Source organism: Euzebya tangerina, from assembly GCF_003074135.1.
GTDB lineage: Bacteria > Actinomycetota > Nitriliruptoria > Euzebyales > Euzebyaceae > Euzebya > Euzebya tangerina.
In genome coordinates, this window is sequence record NZ_PPDK01000001.1 from 3,072,597 (window position 1) to 3,089,547 (window position 16,951).

18 protein-coding genes are annotated in these 16,951 nt (G+C 68.0%); 14 read left to right on the top strand and 4 right to left on the bottom strand.

The genetic code is table 11. The features are described from left to right. Positions 1-5: 5 nt before the first annotated feature. Entirely contained in the window at positions 6-1,205 is a 1,200-nt protein-coding gene (nadA, locus tag C1746_RS14240; RefSeq protein WP_116715731.1) for a quinolinate synthase NadA, read from the bottom strand. Between the two features lie 119 nt (positions 1,206-1,324). On the opposite strand from nadA, the gene C1746_RS14245 reads away from it, so the two are divergent. From C1746_RS14245 to C1746_RS14255, 3 genes are all read left to right on the top strand, one after another. Continuing rightward, entirely contained in the window at positions 1,325-2,464 is a 1,140-nt protein-coding gene (locus tag C1746_RS14245) for a glycerate kinase (RefSeq protein ID WP_116715203.1), read from the top strand. A 295-nt stretch (positions 2,465-2,759) separates the two neighbouring features. Further along, positions 2,760-3,242: a YbaK/EbsC family protein gene (locus tag C1746_RS14250; protein WP_116715204.1), complete on the top strand. Its 483-nt coding sequence runs from the start codon at positions 2,760-2,762 to the stop codon at positions 3,240-3,242. A 52-nt stretch (positions 3,243-3,294) separates the two neighbouring features. Continuing rightward, entirely contained in the window at positions 3,295-3,666 is a 372-nt protein-coding gene (locus C1746_RS14255; protein ID WP_116715205.1) for a HesB/IscA family protein, read from the top strand. A gap of 2 nt (positions 3,667-3,668) precedes the next feature. On the opposite strand, the gene C1746_RS14260 is transcribed toward C1746_RS14255, so the two are convergent. Then, on the bottom strand, positions 3,669-3,935 hold the full coding sequence (locus C1746_RS14260; RefSeq protein ID WP_205711857.1) for a sulfurtransferase TusA family protein: 267 nt from the start codon (positions 3,933-3,935) through the stop codon (positions 3,669-3,671). Between the two features lie 45 nt (positions 3,936-3,980). Here C1746_RS14260 and C1746_RS14265 point away from each other — a divergent pair, with 45 nt between their 5' ends. After that, positions 3,981-4,484 (top strand): DUF3291 domain-containing protein, encoded by a 504-nt coding sequence (locus C1746_RS14265; protein WP_116715207.1) that lies wholly within the window; start codon positions 3,981-3,983, stop codon positions 4,482-4,484. Between the two features lie 2 nt (positions 4,485-4,486). Beyond that, entirely contained in the window at positions 4,487-5,287 is an 801-nt protein-coding gene (locus C1746_RS14270; RefSeq protein ID WP_116715208.1) for an endonuclease/exonuclease/phosphatase family protein, read from the top strand. 47 nt (positions 5,288-5,334) lie between these two features. On the opposite strand, the gene C1746_RS14275 is transcribed toward C1746_RS14270, so the two are convergent. Continuing rightward, the gene (locus C1746_RS14275) at positions 5,335-6,492 is read right to left on the bottom strand and encodes a cysteine desulfurase family protein (protein WP_162867762.1); all 1,158 of its coding nucleotides are present in this window, start codon (positions 6,490-6,492) and stop codon (positions 5,335-5,337) included. Positions 6,493-6,611: 119 nt separating this feature from the next. On the opposite strand from C1746_RS14275, the gene C1746_RS14280 reads away from it, so the two are divergent. The 5 genes from C1746_RS14280 (at position 6,612) to C1746_RS14300 (ending at position 12,244) form a co-directional block, all read left to right on the top strand. Beyond that, positions 6,612-8,501 carry a 2-oxoacid:acceptor oxidoreductase subunit alpha gene (locus C1746_RS14280; RefSeq protein ID WP_116715210.1) on the top strand — a complete coding sequence of 630 codons (1,890 nt, stop codon included), beginning with the start codon at positions 6,612-6,614 and terminating at the stop codon, positions 8,499-8,501. Positions 8,502-8,509: 8 nt separating this feature from the next. Next, positions 8,510-9,523 (top strand): 2-oxoacid:ferredoxin oxidoreductase subunit beta, encoded by a 1,014-nt coding sequence (locus C1746_RS14285; protein WP_240598914.1) that lies wholly within the window; start codon positions 8,510-8,512, stop codon positions 9,521-9,523. Positions 9,524-9,582: 59 nt separating this feature from the next. Further along, positions 9,583-10,131 (top strand): response regulator, encoded by a 549-nt coding sequence (locus C1746_RS14290; RefSeq protein WP_116715212.1) that lies wholly within the window; start codon positions 9,583-9,585, stop codon positions 10,129-10,131. Further along, the gene (gene trpD, locus C1746_RS14295) at positions 10,128-11,144 is read left to right on the top strand and encodes an anthranilate phosphoribosyltransferase (protein WP_116715213.1); all 1,017 of its coding nucleotides are present in this window, start codon (positions 10,128-10,130) and stop codon (positions 11,142-11,144) included. The genes C1746_RS14290 and trpD overlap by 4 nt, the downstream gene beginning before the upstream one ends. Positions 11,145-11,362: 218 nt before the next feature. Then, positions 11,363-12,244: a DUF559 domain-containing protein gene (locus C1746_RS14300; protein WP_116715214.1), complete on the top strand. Its 882-nt coding sequence runs from the start codon at positions 11,363-11,365 to the stop codon at positions 12,242-12,244. 158 nt (positions 12,245-12,402) lie between these two features. Here C1746_RS14300 and C1746_RS14305 read toward each other — a convergent pair whose 3' ends face one another. Next, positions 12,403-12,696, bottom strand: a complete 294-nt coding sequence (locus tag C1746_RS14305) for an Lrp/AsnC family transcriptional regulator (RefSeq protein WP_116715215.1) — start codon at positions 12,694-12,696, stop codon at positions 12,403-12,405. Between the two features lie 205 nt (positions 12,697-12,901). On the opposite strand from C1746_RS14305, the gene C1746_RS14310 reads away from it, so the two are divergent. From C1746_RS14310 to C1746_RS14325, 4 genes are all read left to right on the top strand, one after another. Then, entirely contained in the window at positions 12,902-14,461 is a 1,560-nt protein-coding gene (locus C1746_RS14310; protein ID WP_116715216.1) for a peptide ABC transporter substrate-binding protein, read from the top strand. Next, complete coding sequence (locus C1746_RS14315; RefSeq protein ID WP_116715217.1) at positions 14,433-14,711, top strand: hypothetical protein; 279 nt, start codon at positions 14,433-14,435, stop codon at positions 14,709-14,711. Before C1746_RS14310 ends, C1746_RS14315 begins: the two co-directional genes overlap by 29 nt. A 209-nt stretch (positions 14,712-14,920) precedes the next feature. Then, entirely contained in the window at positions 14,921-15,883 is a 963-nt protein-coding gene (locus C1746_RS14320; RefSeq protein WP_116715218.1) for an ABC transporter permease, read from the top strand. Further along, entirely contained in the window at positions 15,876-16,940 is a 1,065-nt protein-coding gene (locus C1746_RS14325; protein ID WP_116715219.1) for an ABC transporter permease, read from the top strand. The genes C1746_RS14320 and C1746_RS14325 overlap by 8 nt, the downstream gene beginning before the upstream one ends. Positions 16,941-16,951 lie beyond the last annotated feature (11 nt).

Sequence of the window (16,951 nt, forward strand, 5' to 3'; positions counted from 1 at the left end):
CGCCTTCAGTCGTGGCTCGACGGCCCCGGTAACGCAAGCATCCGGTCCAGCGCCACCTTCGCCCAGTGCCGGGTGTCGGGGTCGACCCGGATCTCGTTGACCACGCGCCCCTCGACCAGCTCCTCCATCGCCCACACCAGGTGGGGCAGGTCGATGCGGTTCATCGTCGCGCAGAAGCACACGTTGTCGTTGAGGAACATGATGTCCTGCTCGGGGTGCTCCTGTGCCAGTCGGCCGACCAGGTTGAGCTCGGTGCCGATGGCCCAGGCCGTGCCGGGGGGTGCCTCGCGGACGGTCTTGATGATGTAGGAGGTCGACCCGACCTCGTCGGCCTGCTCGACCACCTCGTAGCGGCACTCGGGGTGGACCAGCAGCTTGACGTCGGGGTTCTTCGCGCGTGCCAGCTCGACGTGGGCCGGCGTGAACGTGCCGTGGACGGAGCAGTGCCCCTTCCACAGGACCACCTTCGCCTCTTCCAGCTCCGTCGACGTCAACCCGCCACCGGCCTTGTGCGGGTCGTACAGGACACAGTCGTCCAGGGAGAGCCCCATGTCCCGCACCGCGGTGTTGCGGCCGAGGTGCTCATCGGGCAGGAACAGGATCTGCTCGCCCCGCTCGAAGGCCCACTCCATCGCGGTCGGGGCATTGGAGGAGGTGCACACCACGCCGCCGTTGACGCCGGTGAAGCGCTTGATCGCCGCCGTGGAGTTCATGTAGGTCATCGGGATGGTCTTCTCCGGACCCATCCCGGCCGCCTTCAGGTCCTCCCAGGCGGCTTCGACCTGGGAGATCTCAGCCATGTCGGCCATCGAGCAGCCGGCGGCCAGGTCGGGGAGGATCACCTTGGTCGACTCATCGGTGAGGATGTCGGCGGTCTCGGCCATGAAGTGGACACCGCAGAAGATGATGTGCTCCGCCCCGTTGGCAGCCGCTTCCTGCGCCAACTTGAAGCTGTCTCCCCGAGCGTCGGCGAACTCGATGACCTCGTCGCGTTGGTAGTGATGTCCGAGGATGAAGACGGAGTCCCCCAACGCCTCGCGTGCCGTTCGTGCCCGATCGACCAGATCAGGATCGCTGGCCAGAGGTACCTCCCCCGGGCAGATCGTCCCTCGCTCCGAGGTGGGGTCAGCCCCCCGGCCGAGGATCAGCAACTGCGTGCGATCGGCGGCGTCGGACAGGGTGGAGGTGGACGCGGGGGGCGGCATTGCGAGCTCCTGGATTGCTGCCAGTGGGTCGACCCAGCGTACCCAGGCGGTGGTCTGGTCAGCCTGTTTCACCTGCTCCGGCGATCCGACCGTGCCCGCCCCCGCCATAGCCTGGCGGCGTGCGCGTCATCATCTGCCCGGACAAGTTCGCCGGAACCCTCACGGCAGCTGAAGCGGCAGCGGCGATCGGTACCGGCTGGCGTGCCGTCCGGCCCGACGACGAGCTGGCAGCCGTGCCGCTGGCAGATGGAGGGGAGGGGACGATCCAGGCCACCCTTGCAGCTCGGCCGGATGCCGAGCGACATCAGGTCGAGGTGGCGGACGCCCGGGGGATCGCCACGACCGCGGCGTGGCTGAGCCTGGCGGCCGCGCCTCCCTCGGGCGACCGTCCTTCATCCTCGGGGGCGTTCGCAGATCCGGTTGCGGTTGTGGAAGTGGCCCAGGCCTGCGGCCTGTCTGCGCTGGCCAAGGAGGCCCGGGACCCCCTGCGCACGACCACGTACGGGGTGGGACAGCTGCTCCAGGCGGTCTTCGACCACGGGGCCCGCCAGGTGATCGTGGGGCTGGGTGGCTCGGCGACCGTCGACGGGGGGCTCGGGATGGTCTCGGCGCTGACGGGGCATGCCGTCCGGCGCGCCGACGGGAACGGCGTGAAGGTCGGTGGTCGGTGGGTCGCCGAGGCCGATCACATCCGGTCCCACCCTGATCGGTCCGACCTCAGCCTGATCGTGGCCGGAGATGTCACCAACCCGCTCCTCGGCCCGGACGGGGCCGCCGCGGTCTTCGGGCCGCAGAAGGGTGCGGACGAGGCCGCCGTCCGGGAGTTGGAGGCGGCTCTGGCGACCTGGGCCGACGTGGCCGAGCGCGACCTCCCGGGTGGACCCTGGCGGGATCGACCGGGGGCCGGAGCAGCCGGAGGCCTCGGCTTCGCCTTCATGGCCCTCCTCGGTGCCGAGGTGCGAAACGGCGCGGATGTCATCGGTCACCTGATCGGGCTGGATGTCACGGACGCCGACATCGTCATCACCGGTGAGGGGTCACTGGACCAGCAGTCGCTGGCCGGCAAGGGGCCGGAGCGTATTCGGTCCCGGGCTGCCGCTGCGGGGGTCACGACGGTGGCGCTTGCCGGCGTCATCTCCGATGGTGCTGGTGACCGCTTCGACATCGCCGAGGCGCTGGGCCCGGACGGCTTGAGCGATCCGATCGGCACGTTGACCGCAGCAGCCTCACGGGCGGCGCGACGCCTCTCCGGCTCCTGAGCCCCCCGGGGTTGGGGAGCCACGCTGACTCTCGGTGCACGACCTGGGGGTGCAGGACCGGGTTCGGGAGCCGTGCTGACTCTCGGTACACGACCTGGACCGCCGACGGGGGCGATGAGCTGAGAGTCGTCGTTGACCTGCACCCGCGGAACGCTCGGTACACACACGTGTCGGCGACGGCGCGGGTGGTGTACCGAGGGTGGAAGCGGGTGGTGTACCGAGAGCGGAAACGGGTGGTGTACCGAGCGCGGGCTCGAGCGGTTCGTGCCGGGCCGACCGTGAGAGACTGCTCGTCATGAGCTTCAAGGCCGCCACCCACCGGGTCATCGATGCTGCTGCCGAACTGGGGCTGGAGCTCTCGGTCCAGCGCTTCCCCGAGGGAACCCGGACGGCGCAGGATGCCGCAGACGCGATCGGCTGCGGCGTCGCCGCAATCGCGAAGAGCATCGTCGTCGCCAGCGACCAGGGCGCGGTGTTGGTGCTGACCTCTGGGGCCAACCTCGTGGACTTCCCCCGCGTCGAGGCGGCTGCCGGCGTCACCGGTGTGCGGCGCGCGTCCGCTGAGGAGGCCAGAGCCGCGACGGGATACGCCATCGGCGGGACTGCCCCGTTCGGATTGGCCACGGCCATGCGCATCCTGGCCGACCGTGACCTGATGCTGTTCGACGAGGTCTGGGTGGCAGCCGGCACGCCGGACACGGTGTTCCCGCTCGAGCCGCGCGAGCTGATCACCGGAGCCGGAGCGACCGTTGCCGATGTGGCACAGACGGCTGGTTGAGGCGGTCGCAGATCCATGGTCGCGAGTGGCGCGGACACCTAGACTGGGAGCCATGAGCGACACCACCACCGCCCCGCCCGACTCCGACGTCGTCGCCAGCCCGATCGACCTCACCGACTCCGCTGCTGAGAAGGTCCGCGAGCTCATGGCCCGTGAGGACGACGCTGACGCGATCGCTCTCCGCATCGCGGTCCAACCGGGTGGCTGCGCGGGGATGCGGTACGCGCTCTACTTCGACGATCGCAACCTCGACAACGATCTGAACGTCGACGTCAAGGGTGTCGCCGTGCGGGTTGACAAGATGTCGAGCCCCTACCTGCGTGGCACGACCATCGACTGGGTCGACAGCCTGCAGGGCGCCGGGTTCTCCATCGACAACCCCAACGCCCAGTCCGCCTGCGCCTGCGGCGACAGCTTCAGCTAGGGCTAGACGCGCCGCCGGATCCGGTACCGGGTGTGGTCCTGGGCGGGCTCGACGGCGACCAGTTCCTGACGGCGCATCCGACACCAGGCCGGGACGTCCGTCCGGGATCCCTCGTCGTCGGACAGCAGGAGCACCTCGTCGCCGACCTCGACCGCAGCCATCGCCTTGGCCAGGTCGATGACGGGCAACGGGCACCGGCGACCGCGGGAGTCGACCAGGGTCTCCCGGCCGCTTGCTGATGGTGCAGCGGCACCTGCTGAGGCATCCACAGACCACACAGTAGCCAGCGGTCATGGACCTCTAGAGTGCGATCCATGGACTGGTACCTCGCGCAGCTGAACATCGGGCGGATCGCGGCCCCCCTCGAGTCGCCAGCGATGGCCGCCTTCGTCGACAACCTGGATCTGGTCAACGGCGCCGGTGAGGCTGCGCCGGGGTTCGTCTGGCGACTGACCGATGAGGCCGGCGCAGCGACGTCCTACTCCGTCTTCGGCGACGCGACGCTGATCCCGAACCTGACGGTCTGGACTGACCTCGCTCGTCTTCGGGCCTTCGTGTACGACCAGCTGCACGCGTCCTTCCTGCGGCGACGGCGGGAGTGGTTCGTCCCCGAGGAGGAGGCGGTCACGGTGTGTTGGCACGTACCAGCGGGTCACCGGCCGGATCTGGCCGAGGCGGAGCAGCGTCTGGTCCACCTCCGGCAGCACGGTCCGACGGGCTACGCCTTCCGCCTCAGCGACGCAGAGCTCGCCGCGACCGTCCGCGGCGACCTGCAGTCGGGCGGGCGGCCCCAGCCCTCCAGCGGGTCAGCAGCCTGACGATGCGAGTCGCCACCTGGAACGTCTGGCACCGCTTCGGGGCCGAGTACGAGCTGCGATACCGGGCCATCAAGGCCAGCCTGGACGAGGTCGACCCGGACATCGTCTGTCTGCAGGAGAGTTGGACCGAGGTCGAGAGCGGGCGGTCGCAGGCGCGGGAGATCGGGGACGTGCTCGGCCTGCCCTACGCCGTCGACGGGTTCCGGGTCACCCACGAGGGTGTGACGTTCGGCAACGCCATCGTGTCGGCGTGGCCGATCACGAGGGACCTCGTGCACCCACTCCCGCCCCATCCGGACTACGAGGAGTTCAGGAGTGTCCTCGGCGTCCAACTGGATCATCCACGCGGGCCGGTCCAGATCTTCACCGCGCACCTCAACTTCCTGCCGCACCAGTCCGCCGTACGGCAGGCCCAGGTCCGGGAGATCGCGAGCCTCATGGACCAGTGGCAGTACACCGCGGAGCTGGCCTACCCCCAGGTGCTCACCGGTGACCTCAACGCTGATCCGGCGAGCGACGAGATCCGGATGCTGACCGGTCGGGCTGACCTCGGCGTCCCGCTCACGCTGTTCGACGCGTGGGAGGTCAGGGGAGAGGGGGCGGGCTCGACGTGGTCCAACAAGAACCCGCTGACCAGGGCCTCCTACGAGCCGGACCGACGGATCGACTACGTGCTGGCCCGCTTCCCTGAGAAGTTCGCCGGCCGTGGCGCTGTGGAGTCGGCGTTCGTCTTCGGGGATGAGCCGGTCGAGGGGTCCTGGGGGAGTGACCACCTCGGGGTGGCGGTTGACCTACGGGATTAGGTGACATGTTGCGGGAACCCCTCACCTCGCAGGCTAGGTGCAACATGTCACACCATGCCCGCTCGGGACCGGAGATCGCCGACCGCCCGACCGAAGGCCTCTGCGAACCGGTCCGCCTCCTCGACCGTGAACCGCTCGTCGAAGCTGACCCTGACGTGCCCGTGGGTCAGCGCACCCATGGCCACCAGCACGTGTGAGGGCTCCCCGGACGTCGTGGCGCACGACGAACCGGAGTGGACCTCGAACCCCTCGGCGTCCAACGCCTCGACCAGCGCCTGACCCTCCACGTACAGGGCGCTCACCGCCGCGATGTGCGGTGCGGAGCCCGTGGTGGGACCGTGCACCTCCACGTCGGTCACGGCCTCCGTCAGCCGGTCCCGGAGGTGCCTGCGGACCTGGTCGGCGCGCACCGCCTCTGCTCCGGCCGCACCGCTGGGGCTGCGCGCGCGCAGGGTGGCCAGCGTCTCGGCCATCGCGGCGATGCCGGGCAGGTTCTGGAGGCCCGCTCGACGCCGCCGCTCGCGCTCGTCTCCGGTGAGTTGGGCCTGGAAGCGAGCACGAGGGGAGTGGAGGAGGGCCCCCACCCCTCGCCCGCCCCCGAACTTGGCGGCGCTGAGGGACAGGTAGTCGGCTCCGATGTCCTCGAGCGAGACGGGCACCCGACCGACCGTCTGACAGGCGTCGACGTGGAGGAGGGCGTCGGCCTGCTGGCACAGCCGTGCCACGGTGTCCAACGGCTGGAGGGTCCCGACCTCGTGGTTGGCGTGCTGGACGTTGACGAGGCAGGCGCCTGCCTCCGCCAGTTCGTCGGCCAGCACTCCGGTGTTGACGCGCCCGTCGGCGTCGACGGGAACGATGACGTGTTCGTGGTCGTAGAGAGCGGCTGCGGCCGCCGCCGCTTCCAACACTGCGGAGTGCTCCGCCGCCGAGGACAGGATCCGACGAGGTCTCGTCCGGTTGGCCTGGGCACTGCCTCGCACGGTCAGGTGAATCGCCTCGGTGGCCGAGCCGGTGAAGATGACGCGGTCGGCCGCACCGCCGAGCTCCTCGGCCACGGCGGCTCGTGCCCGCTCCAGCAGATCACTGGCAGACCTGCCGGCGGAGTGGGTGCGGGTCGGGTCGCCGACGAACCCCTCCGCCACCTGTGCGAAGGCCGCCCGTGCCCGCGGATGCCAGGGTGCTGCGGAGGCCACGTCCAGATACATGTGCCGTCCCATCCTGCGGTGTCGCCCCCCGGCATGCGAGTTCGGGCATTCACGGGCTGTTCATCTAGCATGAGGCAGCGACGTCCGTCACTCCGCCGGGCGCACATCTATGCCCCGACGTGGAGGGCCCGCAGGTGACAGACACGACCGCAGCGCCGGAGAAGCCCGTCCAGACGCTGGACACGGTGACCATTCGCTTTGCCGGGGACTCCGGCGACGGGATGCAGCTGACCGGGACGAGGTTCACCTCGGCCACGGCCGACGCCAACAACGACCTGGCGACGTTGCCCGACTTCCCGGCTGAGATCCGCGCCCCCGCCGGCTCGCTGCCCGGTGTCTCGGGCTTCCAGTTGCACTTCGCCGACCACGACATCCTGACACCCGGCGATGCGCCCGATGTGCTGGTCGCCATGAACCCGGCGGCGCTGAAGACCAACATCGACGACCTGGTCAGCGGCGGCACCCTGGTGGTCAACACCGACGCCTTCACGCGTGGGAACCTCAAGAAGGCGGCCTACGAAACCAATCCGCTGGAGGACAACTCGCTCGAGTCCTACCGCGTCTTCAGCGTGCCGATCACGACGCTGACAGTCGGGGCGCTGGAGTCCTTCGAGCTGTCCAAGAAGGAGAAGCAGCGCTCCAAGAACATGTTCGCCCTCGGGCTGATGTCGTTCATGTTCAGCCGGCCCACCCAGGGGACCGAGGAGTGGCTGCGCGCCAAGTTCGCCAAGGCGCCGGAGGTGGCCGAGGCCAACATCGCCGCATTCCGGGCCGGCTGGGCGTTCGGCGAGACGACGGAGATCTTCTCCCACCGCTACGAGGTCCCACCGGCGAAGCTCGCACCGGGCACCTACCGCCAGATCACCGGAAACACGGCCCTGTCGTACGGACTGATCGCGTCCGGCCAGCTGTCCGGGCTGCCGTTCTTCCTGGGCGGGTACCCGATCACCCCGGCCTCCGACGTGCTGCACGAGCTGTCCCGGCACAAGAACTTCAACGTCAAGACCGTGCAGGCGGAGGACGAGATCGCCGGCATCGGTGCCTCGCTCGGCGCGGCCTTCGCCGGGAACCTGGCGGCGACCGTCACCTCCGGGCCTGGGATTGCCCTCAAGGGCGAGACCATCGGACTGGCCCTGTCGGTCGAGCTGCCGCTGGTGATCATCAACGTGCAGCGCGGCGGCCCCTCGACGGGCCTCCCGACCAAGACCGAGCAGTCCGACCTGCTGCAGGCGATGTACGGCCGCAACGGTGACTCCTCGATCCCGATCGTGGCGGCAGCGACACCCGGCGACTGCTTCTTCGCGGCGATCGAAGCCTCACGTCTGGCCCTGAAGTACCGCACCCCGGTGTTCCTGCTGACCGACGGCTACCTGGCCAACGGGGCGGAGCCGTGGAAGGTCCCGGACGTGTCCTCGCTGCCGGACCTGACCGGCGAGGTCAACTTCGCCACCGGGCCGAACGCCGGCGAGGAGTTCCTGCCGTTCCTCCGTGACAGCGGGACCGGAGCCCGTCCCTGGGCCAAGCCCGGCACACCCGGGCTCGAGCACCGCATCGGTGGGCTCGAGAAGAAGGACGGGACAGGGAACATCTCCTACGACCCGGACAACCACCACCACATGACCATGCTCCGCAAGGCCAAGGTGGACGGGATCGCCGCGGACATCCCCCAGCTGACCATCGACGGTGACCCCGACGCCGATGTGGTGGTGGCGGGGTGGGGCTCGACGTACGGACCGATCCGTCAGGCCGTCCGAAAGGTCCGCAAGACCGGCCGGAAGGTCGCGCGGGTGCACTTCCGCCACCTCAACCCGTTCCCGGCCAACACCGAGGAGGTCCTCCAGGGCTTCGAGCGGGTGGTGGTGCCGGAGATGAACACCGGCCAGCTCTCCATGCTGCTCCGGGCCCAGTTCCTGGTGGACGCCCGCGGCTACAACCAGGTGCGCGGCCTGCCGTTCACCACCCAGGAACTGACCGAAGAGATCACCGCCCACATCGACGAGGTGTCCTAAGCGTGTCCGTGACCGAACTCCCCCAGTACTCCAAGAAGGACTTCACCTCCGACCAGGAGGTGCGGTGGTGCCCCGGGTGCGGGGACTACGCGATCCTGGCCAACGTCCAGTCGACGATGCCCGATCTCGGCGCTCGGAAGGAGGACGTGGTGTTCGTGTCCGGGATCGGCTGCTCGAGCCGCTTCCCGTACTACATGGACACCTACGGGTTCCACTCGATCCACGGCCGTGCGCCTGCCATCGCGACCGGTGTCGCCACGGCCAATCCCGACCTCAAGGTGTTCGTCATCACCGGTGATGGCGATGGGCTCTCGATCGGCGGGAACCACCTCATCCACGCGCTGCGCCGCAATGCCAACCTGACGATCATCATGTTCAACAACCAGATCTACGGGTTGACCAAGGGGCAGTACTCGCCCACCTCGGAGGTCGGCAAGATCACCAAGTCGACCCCGTTCGGCTCGCTCGACCACCCCTTCAACCCGGTCTCGGTCGCTCTGGGGGCCGAAGCGACGTTCGTGGCCCGGACCATCGACACCGAGCGGGACCACCTGCGGGAGATGGTCGAGGCCGCGGCCGCGCACGAGGGGGCGGCATTCATCGAGGTCTACCAGAACTGCAACATCTTCAACGACGGTGCCTTCGAGGTGGTGAAGGACTCGCCGGAGGAGAACCAGATCCGCCTGACGCACGGCGAACAGGTCCGCTTCGGCGCCGACGACGAACGCGCCCTCCGCATGAATGCCCGCGGAGAGCTGCAGATCGTCGCCGCTGCGGACTGGCCCGATGAGGAGTTGCTGGTGCACGACGCGACACGCGACGACCCCACGCTGGCCTTCGCCCTCTCACGAGTGGCGGCTGCCCCCACGGCGCCCACCCCGTTCGGGATCTTCCGTCAGGTCTCCAGGCCGGTGTACGACGCGCAGGTCCAGGCCCAGGTCGACGCCGACGTGGCCAAGCGGGGCGCCGGTGACCTGCAGGCGCTGATCGCCGGTCACGAGACCTGGGAGGTCACCGAGTAGGTCTGCGTGTCCGCTGGTCGTGACTGTCCACGGCTGCGCCATGGCATGATCGGTGCCCGATGAACATCCTCCTGGTGGCCGACCACTCCTCGGTGTTGAAGCAGGTCCGCGTGGCCGTCGACGGGTGGGCTGGCTCCGAGATCCTTCACGTCGCAACCCCCGAGCGGGCGCTGGCGATCCTGGACGAGGGGCAGACCTTCGACATCGTCATCGGGGACAACGACACCCACCCGACCGGGGGGCTGGCCCTGTGCCGCGAGGTGAAGGCTCGGGGACAGATGGGCCGGTCGATTCCGCCGGTCGTCCTGCTCATCGCGAGGGAGCAGGATCGGTGGTTGGCCAACTGGGCGCAGGCCGACGCCCACGTCCAGAAGCCGGCAGACCCCTTCGACCTCCGCGAGACGCTGCAGTCCGTCATCGCAGGCGAGGAGGTCAGGGCCCTCCCGGGGATCGGATCGGACCCGAAGCCGAGCCTGCTCGACCCGGCCCCCGAGCGTGAGTTGGCAGAGGTCACCGGTGCTGCCGGGCGGACAGCGGAGGGACCCCCGGACGAGGTGTCCGGCGAGCTCGATGACCGCGTCGCCAGCGGGCCGGGCGTGAATTCGTGACGATCCCAGAGGTGCTCTCCACGCTGCTGGCGGGAGAGGACCTGGACGATTCCAGCACCCACGGCGTGATGGAGGCCATCATGCGCGGTGACGTGACCCCGGCACAGGTCGCCGGCTTCACCATGGGGCTGCGGATGAAGGGGGAGACCGCCGAGGAGATCGCGGGTCTGGTGTCGGCGATGCGGTCGTTCGCGCTGCCGGTGTCGGTGGAGGGTCCACTGGTCGACACCTGTGGGACCGGTGGGGATCGGGCCGGGACGTTCAACGTCTCGACCCTGGCGGCCCTCGTCACGGCCGGAGCGGGCGCGAAGGTGGCCAAGCACGGCAACCGGGCGGCCAGCGGCAAGTGCGGCTCGGCCGACCTGCTGGAGGCGTGGGGAGTGGTCATCGACCTGCCGCCCGACGGGGTCGAGCGGTGCATCGAGGAGGTCGGCATCGGCTTCTGCTTCGCGCCGATGTTCCACCCGGCCATGCGGCACGTCATGCCGGCGCGGCGCGAGCTCGGGGTGCCGACGGTGTTCAACTTCCTCGGTCCGCTGACCAATCCGGCGGGGGCGGGGCACCAGACGATCGGGGTCTCGGACCCGGCGATGGCGCCGAAGATGGCGGGCGTGTTGGCGCGACTGGGTAGTGTCCATGCCTTGGTGTTCCACGGCTCGGACGGGCTGGACGAGCTGACCACGACCGGTCCCTCGACCATCTGGGAGGTCCGTGAGGGGTCGGTGGAGTCCTACGACTTCGACCCGGCGGAGCATGGCGTCGCCCGGGCGACCGTCGAGGATCTCAAGGGTGGGGACCTCGAGGACAACCTGCGGATCGCGGACGCGGTCTTGGAGGGGCAGGCGGGGGCGCCGAGGGACGTCGTGGTCCTGGGTGCCGCTGCGGCGCTGATGGCTGTTGATCGGGCCGGGTCGTGGGAGGAGGCGCTGGGTCTGGCGGCGGAGTCGCTGGACTCGGGGGCGGCTCGGGGGGTTCGGGACTCCTGGGTGACCCTCTCGAAGTCTCTGGCCTGACCGGTCGCGAAGTCGACACGATCGGGGCCTAACCAACACCATTCGGGTTTCTCGCACGATCGTGGTGCGGCGACGGGTGGGCAACTGGCCACGATCGGGGGCTAACCCGCGTATACGAAGGTTCTTGCACGATCGCGGCAAATGCCGAGCCCGGGGCGATTCCGGCTAGCTGTGGATATCGAGCCGGGTGTTCGTCGGCAATCAGTCACTCTTGTCCGATGCATCATCTTCACGGCATCGCGACGAAAGCGGACCTTGCAGAGGCCGGCATCTCGGAGGGGCAGCTCGCGCGCTCTCCGGGCTATGAGCGAGTTGCGGCCGGCCACTACGCGCTGCCCGGCTCTCGCCGGGATTTCTGGTTCAACGCTGCGCTTGCCCAAACGGTGGCTGGGGAGGACTCGCGTCTGACGTCTCACTCCGCACTCCACCTGCTCGGCGTTCTCGACCAGCCCGGTCGTGTCGTGCAGGTGGTGGTTCCGGAAGGTAAGGGAAGCCGCAAGCGCCAAACCTTCAACGTCCGCCGAGCGGTGAACCTGCCGGACGTCGTCACGACGCGGTCAGGGCTTCGTTCTGTTCCGGTGGCCTACGCGATCTGTGACTATGGTCGGGACGCGTCTGACGGCGCGGTGGCCTTTGCAATCAGCAGGGCACTCGGCTTGCGCTTGACCACCCTGGTCGAACTCGCTCAGGTGGTCGCACAACGCGGGAAGTTCCCCGGTTCGGCCAGACTCCGGCGGGTCCTGCGCGACTTCGATGGAGTGGAGTCACACAGCAAACGAGAGCGCCTCCTGCACCGACGCCTTCGTCGCAGGGGCCTCACGAGCGTTGTCGCCCAGCGTGCGGTCAGGGACCTCGACGGGAGGGTTGTCGCCAAGGCTGACCTTGCTGTTCCGGAAATCAAGCTCATCATCGAAGTCGACGGTCCGCACCACTTCTCGCCCGCACAACAGGAGGCCGACCGCCAGCGGGATCGACGGCTGAGAGCCCTCGGATGGACCACGATCAGGATCACCTGCTACGAGCTGGACGAGAACCCCGAGCGGGTTGTTGCGGAGATCCTCCGACTGGTCGCGCAGCTACGGGCCGACTTGGCCGCCTAGCGGGCAAGCGGGCGGTTCTTGGACACGATCGTGCAAGAAGTTCGAATGGCGTGGGTTAGGCCCCGATCGTGACCACTGCGCTCGACGATCCCAGCCACGATCGTGCAGAAAGCGGGAATGGCGTGGGTTAGGCCCCGATCGTGTCGACTCCAAACAGGCTAGAGGCCCTCCGAACCCTCGAAGCCGACACCCCAGAGCCGCTCCAGGTCCTCCGACGCGTAGGTCCGGAAGGCGATCATCGTGTGCGTCCCCGTCACGCCCTCCAACTTGGCGATGTCCTCGGTGACCACCTCGGCGATCTCCTCATGGGTCTTCACGCGCACCATCGCCACCAACTCCCAGTCCCCGGTCACCGAGTAGACCTCCGAGACGCGGTCGACGTTGGCCAGAGCTGTCGCCGTCTCGGGGATCTGCGCCACGTCGACGCTGAGGAGAACGATGGTGGTGATCACGCCTGCACCATACGCCACGGTCAACAGCGGCTTGGATATCCGGTACTAGTCTCGGTACTCTCACGGCCGATAGCGTCCGAGGAAACGGCTGCGGCGCCGCCCAGCAACATTGGGAACCGGCCACCACGGTCGTTTTCGGCTATTGTCAATCCTGGGCTCCTACCGTGATCGTAGGACCAACTCGACCAGAGAAGGAACAGACCATATGACGATCAAGCAACTGCAGCGCCTCTTGGCTCTGCTCATGTTCAGTGTGCTGGTGCTTGCCGGCTGTAGTGGCGGGGACGACGAGGGTGACACCGCCGTCGAGGAAGACGGCCCCACCGAGGAAGACGCGGGCGCCGACGAGGAAGAGCCCGCCGACGAAGAGCCCGCCGACGAGGAGCCGGCCGACGAAGAGCCCGCCGACGAAGAGCCCACAGACGACGAGGGTGGCGACTCCGAAGCCTCCGGTGACGTGATCTCCTCCAACATCGCCCAGCCCGAGTCCCTGACGCCGATCAACAACACCGAGTCCGAGGGTCAGCAGGTCATCGACGCACTCTTCACCGGTCTGGTGGACGTCGACTCCGAGACCAACGAGCTCGTCCTGCAGCACGCCGAGTCCATCGACACCGAGGACAACGTGACGTTCGTCGTCACGCTGAAGGAGGGCTGGACCTTCCACGACGGCACCCCGGTGACCGCCCAGTCCTACGTCGACACCTGGAACTACGGCGCGTTCGGCCCGAACGCCCAGTCCACGTCGGCCCAGTACACACAGATCGCCGGCTTCGACGACGTGCAGTGTGGCACCACCGAAGACGAAGAGGGCAACGACGTCGCCGACTGTGAGGGCTCGCCGCCCGCCGCCGAGACCATGTCCGGTCTGGTCGTCGACTCTGACACCCAGTTCACGATCACCATGTCCGAGCCCGTGCCGTTCCTGACCACCCAGATGAAGGCCTCCGCCTTCCTGCCGCAGCCCGAGGTCTTCTTCGACGACCCCGCCGCCTACGACCGCGCCCCGGTCGGCAACGGTCCGTTCATGATGGACGGCGAGTGGGAGGATGACGTCGCGATCTTCACGACCGCGTTCCCCGACTACCAAGGTGACGACGCGGCGCAGTACGGCGGCCACGAGTTCCGCATCTACGCGGCCATCGAGACCGCCGTGACCGACCTGGTCGCAGGCAACCTCGACATCGTCAACGGTGTTCCGCCGGAGCAGTGGGAAGACACCATCGCCCAGGTCCCGAACAGCGCGTTGAGCCCGGACTCCGGCATCAACTACATCGGGTTCCCCGACTACGCCCCGCCGTTCGATGACCCGAACCTGCGCGCCGCGCTGTCGATGGCCATCGACCGCGAGGCCATCACCCAGGGGATCTTCAACGGTCTTCGTGCTCCGGCCTCGAACTTCTTCAGCCCGGTGATCCCGGGATACGTCGAGCAGATCGACGGGTGCACCAACTGGAGCTTCAACCCCGAAGAGGCTGCGGCTCGCTTCGAGGAGTTCGGTGGCGTCGAGGCCCTCGGCGACTCGCTGGACGTGTGGTTCAACGAAGGCGGCGGTCACGACCTGTGGCTGGACGCCGTCATCACCCAGTGGGAGCAGAACCTGGGCATCCCCGCCGTCGTCCGTCAACTTCCAGCAGCTTCCGTTCGCGGAGTACCTGGAGTTGGCCGACAACCAGGAGCTGACCGGTCCGTTCCGTCTTGGTTGGGGTGCCAGCTACCTGCACCCGCAGTACTACATGGTCCTGGCTCTGCAGCAGACCGCTGACGAGGGCGGCAACAACGCCACCTTCTGGCGCAACGACGAGCTGGACGCCACGATCGACGAGGCGCTGGCGACCACGACGCTGGAAGAGTCCCTGCCGATCTGGCAGGAGGCGATGGCCATCGTCTGCAACAACGCGCCGTTGGCACCGGTGTTCTTCAGCCAGAACACCTTCGCCTGGAACGACGGCATCGAGGGCGTCAACATCGACGCCTTCGGCGTCATCGACTACGAGGCGATCACGACGAGCTGAGGCTCATCTGACGCTCGATAGCGAGCACACGCGACGCCCCGGCGGTCGGTCTTCGGACCCGGCAGCCGGGGCGTCGCCGTTTGGCCATCCAATCGTTTTGTCGTATGTTCAGACAGTTTCAGTCGCGTTAAAGGGCGCCGGAGTTGTCCGTCAGCGCCGCAGGCTATGTAGGCTGCTTCCACCGCACGCTCGCCGACAGAGGAGGAGACATGGGCAGATACATGATCCGCCGCGTGCTCCAGTTCGTTCCGGTCCTGTTCGGAACCACGTTCTTGATCTTCGCCGGGGTGTTCAGCCTGGCGGGAGACCCCATCCGAGCCCTCTCCGGCGATCGGCCCATCGCCGCCAGCGCCGTCGAGCAGCTGCGGGATGAGTACAACCTGGACGACCCGCTCCTCGTGCAGTACGGGAAGTACATGGGTGTCCTGCCCGATGACGACTCCGGCGAGTTCTCGGGCCTGTTGACCGGCGACTTCGGTGTCACCCTGGCGCGCAGTCCCCGGCCGGTGGCGGAGGTGATGGCCGACAAGATCCCCATCTCGGCCCGACTGGCGATCTATGCCTTCATCATCGAGGCGATCATCGGCATCTTCGCCGGCGTGCTGGCGGCGCTACGAAAGGACAGCTTCCTCGACACGTTGGTCCAGGTCAGCACGGTCGTGGTGATCTCGGTCCCGATCTTCGTGCTGGGGTTGGTCGCGCAGTACGCCTTCGGGGTCGAACTCGGACTCCTACCGGTCGCCGGGATCCAGGAGGGCTTCCGCAGCTACATCATGCCCTCGTTCATCCTGGCGGCGACCTCGCTGGCCTACATCGCCCGGCTGACGCGGACCGCGGTGGTTGAGAACAACCGGGCTGATTACGTGCGCACGGCGAAGGCGAAGGGCCTTCCCGCCCGACGGGTCGTCGGCATCCACACGCTGCGGAACTCGCTCATCCCGGTCGTGACCTTCCTCGCAGTGGACCTCGGCGCCCTGATGGGTGGCGCGATCATCACCGAGACCATCTTCAACATCCCTGGCGTCGGCCGCGAGGTCTTCGATGCCGTGACGCGACAGGACGGTGCCCTCGTGGTCGGCATCGTGACGTTCCTCATCGTCGTCTACATGGTCGCCAACCTGTTGGTTGACTTCCTCTACGCCGTTCTCGACCCTCGGATCCGTTATGAGTAGCGATGTCTCGACAGCCGGCAAAGGGGTAGCGGACCCGGAGTTCCCCCGCGTCCCCCTGGAGGACGAGCGCTCCACGGGTGGCGCCGACACCGGGCGTGAGGCGTCGCTGTGGCGTGACGCCGGGCGGCAGTTGCTGCGCAACCCCCGGTTCATCGTGTCGGCTCTTGTGCTGCTGGTCTTCCTGTTCATGGCGCTCTTCCCCACGGTGTTCGCGCCGGAGGGCGTCAATCGCCTCGGCTGCGACGTCGGTCTCGGGGCACAACCGCCCGGCTGGCTCGACGGCACGACGGAAGCCCCGGCCGGCGCCCTCTTCGGACTCGACACGGGCGGTTGCCCGTACTACGAACGCGTGATCTTCGGAGCGATCCCCTCGATGGTGATCGGACCGTCGGTTGCGCTGACCGCGTTCATCATCGCCCTCACGTTCGGGACGCTCGCGGGCTACTACGGCGGCAAGGTCGACACCATCATCAGCCGCTTCACCGACATCATCCTGGCGCTGCCCCTCATCTTGGGAGCGTTGGTGTTCATCACCGCGTTCCGCGGCGTCACCTCCGACGACCCCGAGGCCTCGCCCATCCTGCGCGTCCTGGCACGGGTCTTCGAGTTCATCGATGGCGTGACGGATCAACGCGGGATCGGGCTCGTCGTTTTCGTCCTGGTGTTCTTCTCCTGGTCGACGATGCTCCGGCTGGCACGATCATCGGTGATCTCGAACCGGGATGCCGACTACGTGGAGGCGGCCCGGGCCCTGGGGGCGTCAGACCTGCGGATCATGACCAGGCACATCGTGCCGAACTCGTTGGCACCGATCCTCGTCTTCGCTGCGATCCTCGTCGGTGTGGCCATCGTCGGTGAGGCCGCGCTGTCGTTCCTCGGCGTCGGATTGCAGACCCCGGCCATCTCATGGGGGCTCCAGTTGTCGGTCGCCCGTGGGCGACTGGCTGGCGACCCGTTCCTCATGTTGTTCCCTGCGGTGTTCCTCTCCGTGCTCGTCTTCAGTGTCATCTTGATGGGCGACGCGCTTCGGGACGCGCTCGACCCCAAGCTCCGCTGATCGAAGGGCTG

Excerpts from the sequence above, each read along its gene's own strand:
- C1746_RS14290 (WP_116715212.1), top strand. The coding sequence starts at position 9,583 with ATGAACATCCTCCTGGTGGCCGACCACTCCTCGGTGTTGAAGCAGGTC.
- C1746_RS14250 (WP_116715204.1), top strand. The coding sequence starts at position 2,760 with ATGAGCTTCAAGGCCGCCACCCACCGGGTCATCGATGCTGCTGCCGAA.
- C1746_RS14270 (WP_116715208.1), top strand. The coding sequence starts at position 4,487 with ATGCGAGTCGCCACCTGGAACGTCTGGCACCGCTTCGGGGCCGAGTAC.
- C1746_RS14325 (WP_116715219.1), top strand. The coding sequence starts at position 15,876 with ATGAGTAGCGATGTCTCGACAGCCGGCAAAGGGGTAGCGGACCCGGAG.
- C1746_RS14255 (WP_116715205.1), top strand. The coding sequence starts at position 3,295 with ATGAGCGACACCACCACCGCCCCGCCCGACTCCGACGTCGTCGCCAGC.
- C1746_RS14320 (WP_116715218.1), top strand. The coding sequence starts at position 14,921 with ATGGGCAGATACATGATCCGCCGCGTGCTCCAGTTCGTTCCGGTCCTG.
- C1746_RS14275 (WP_162867762.1), bottom strand. The coding sequence starts at position 6,492 with ATGTATCTGGACGTGGCCTCCGCAGCACCCTGGCATCCGCGGGCACGG.
- C1746_RS14315 (WP_116715217.1), top strand. The coding sequence starts at position 14,433 with ATGGTCCTGGCTCTGCAGCAGACCGCTGACGAGGGCGGCAACAACGCC.
- C1746_RS14300 (WP_116715214.1), top strand. The coding sequence starts at position 11,363 with ATGCATCATCTTCACGGCATCGCGACGAAAGCGGACCTTGCAGAGGCC.
- nadA (WP_116715731.1), bottom strand. The coding sequence starts at position 1,205 with ATGCCGCCCCCCGCGTCCACCTCCACCCTGTCCGACGCCGCCGATCGC.
- C1746_RS14265 (WP_116715207.1), top strand. The coding sequence starts at position 3,981 with ATGGACTGGTACCTCGCGCAGCTGAACATCGGGCGGATCGCGGCCCCC.
- C1746_RS14310 (WP_116715216.1), top strand. The coding sequence starts at position 12,902 with ATGACGATCAAGCAACTGCAGCGCCTCTTGGCTCTGCTCATGTTCAGT.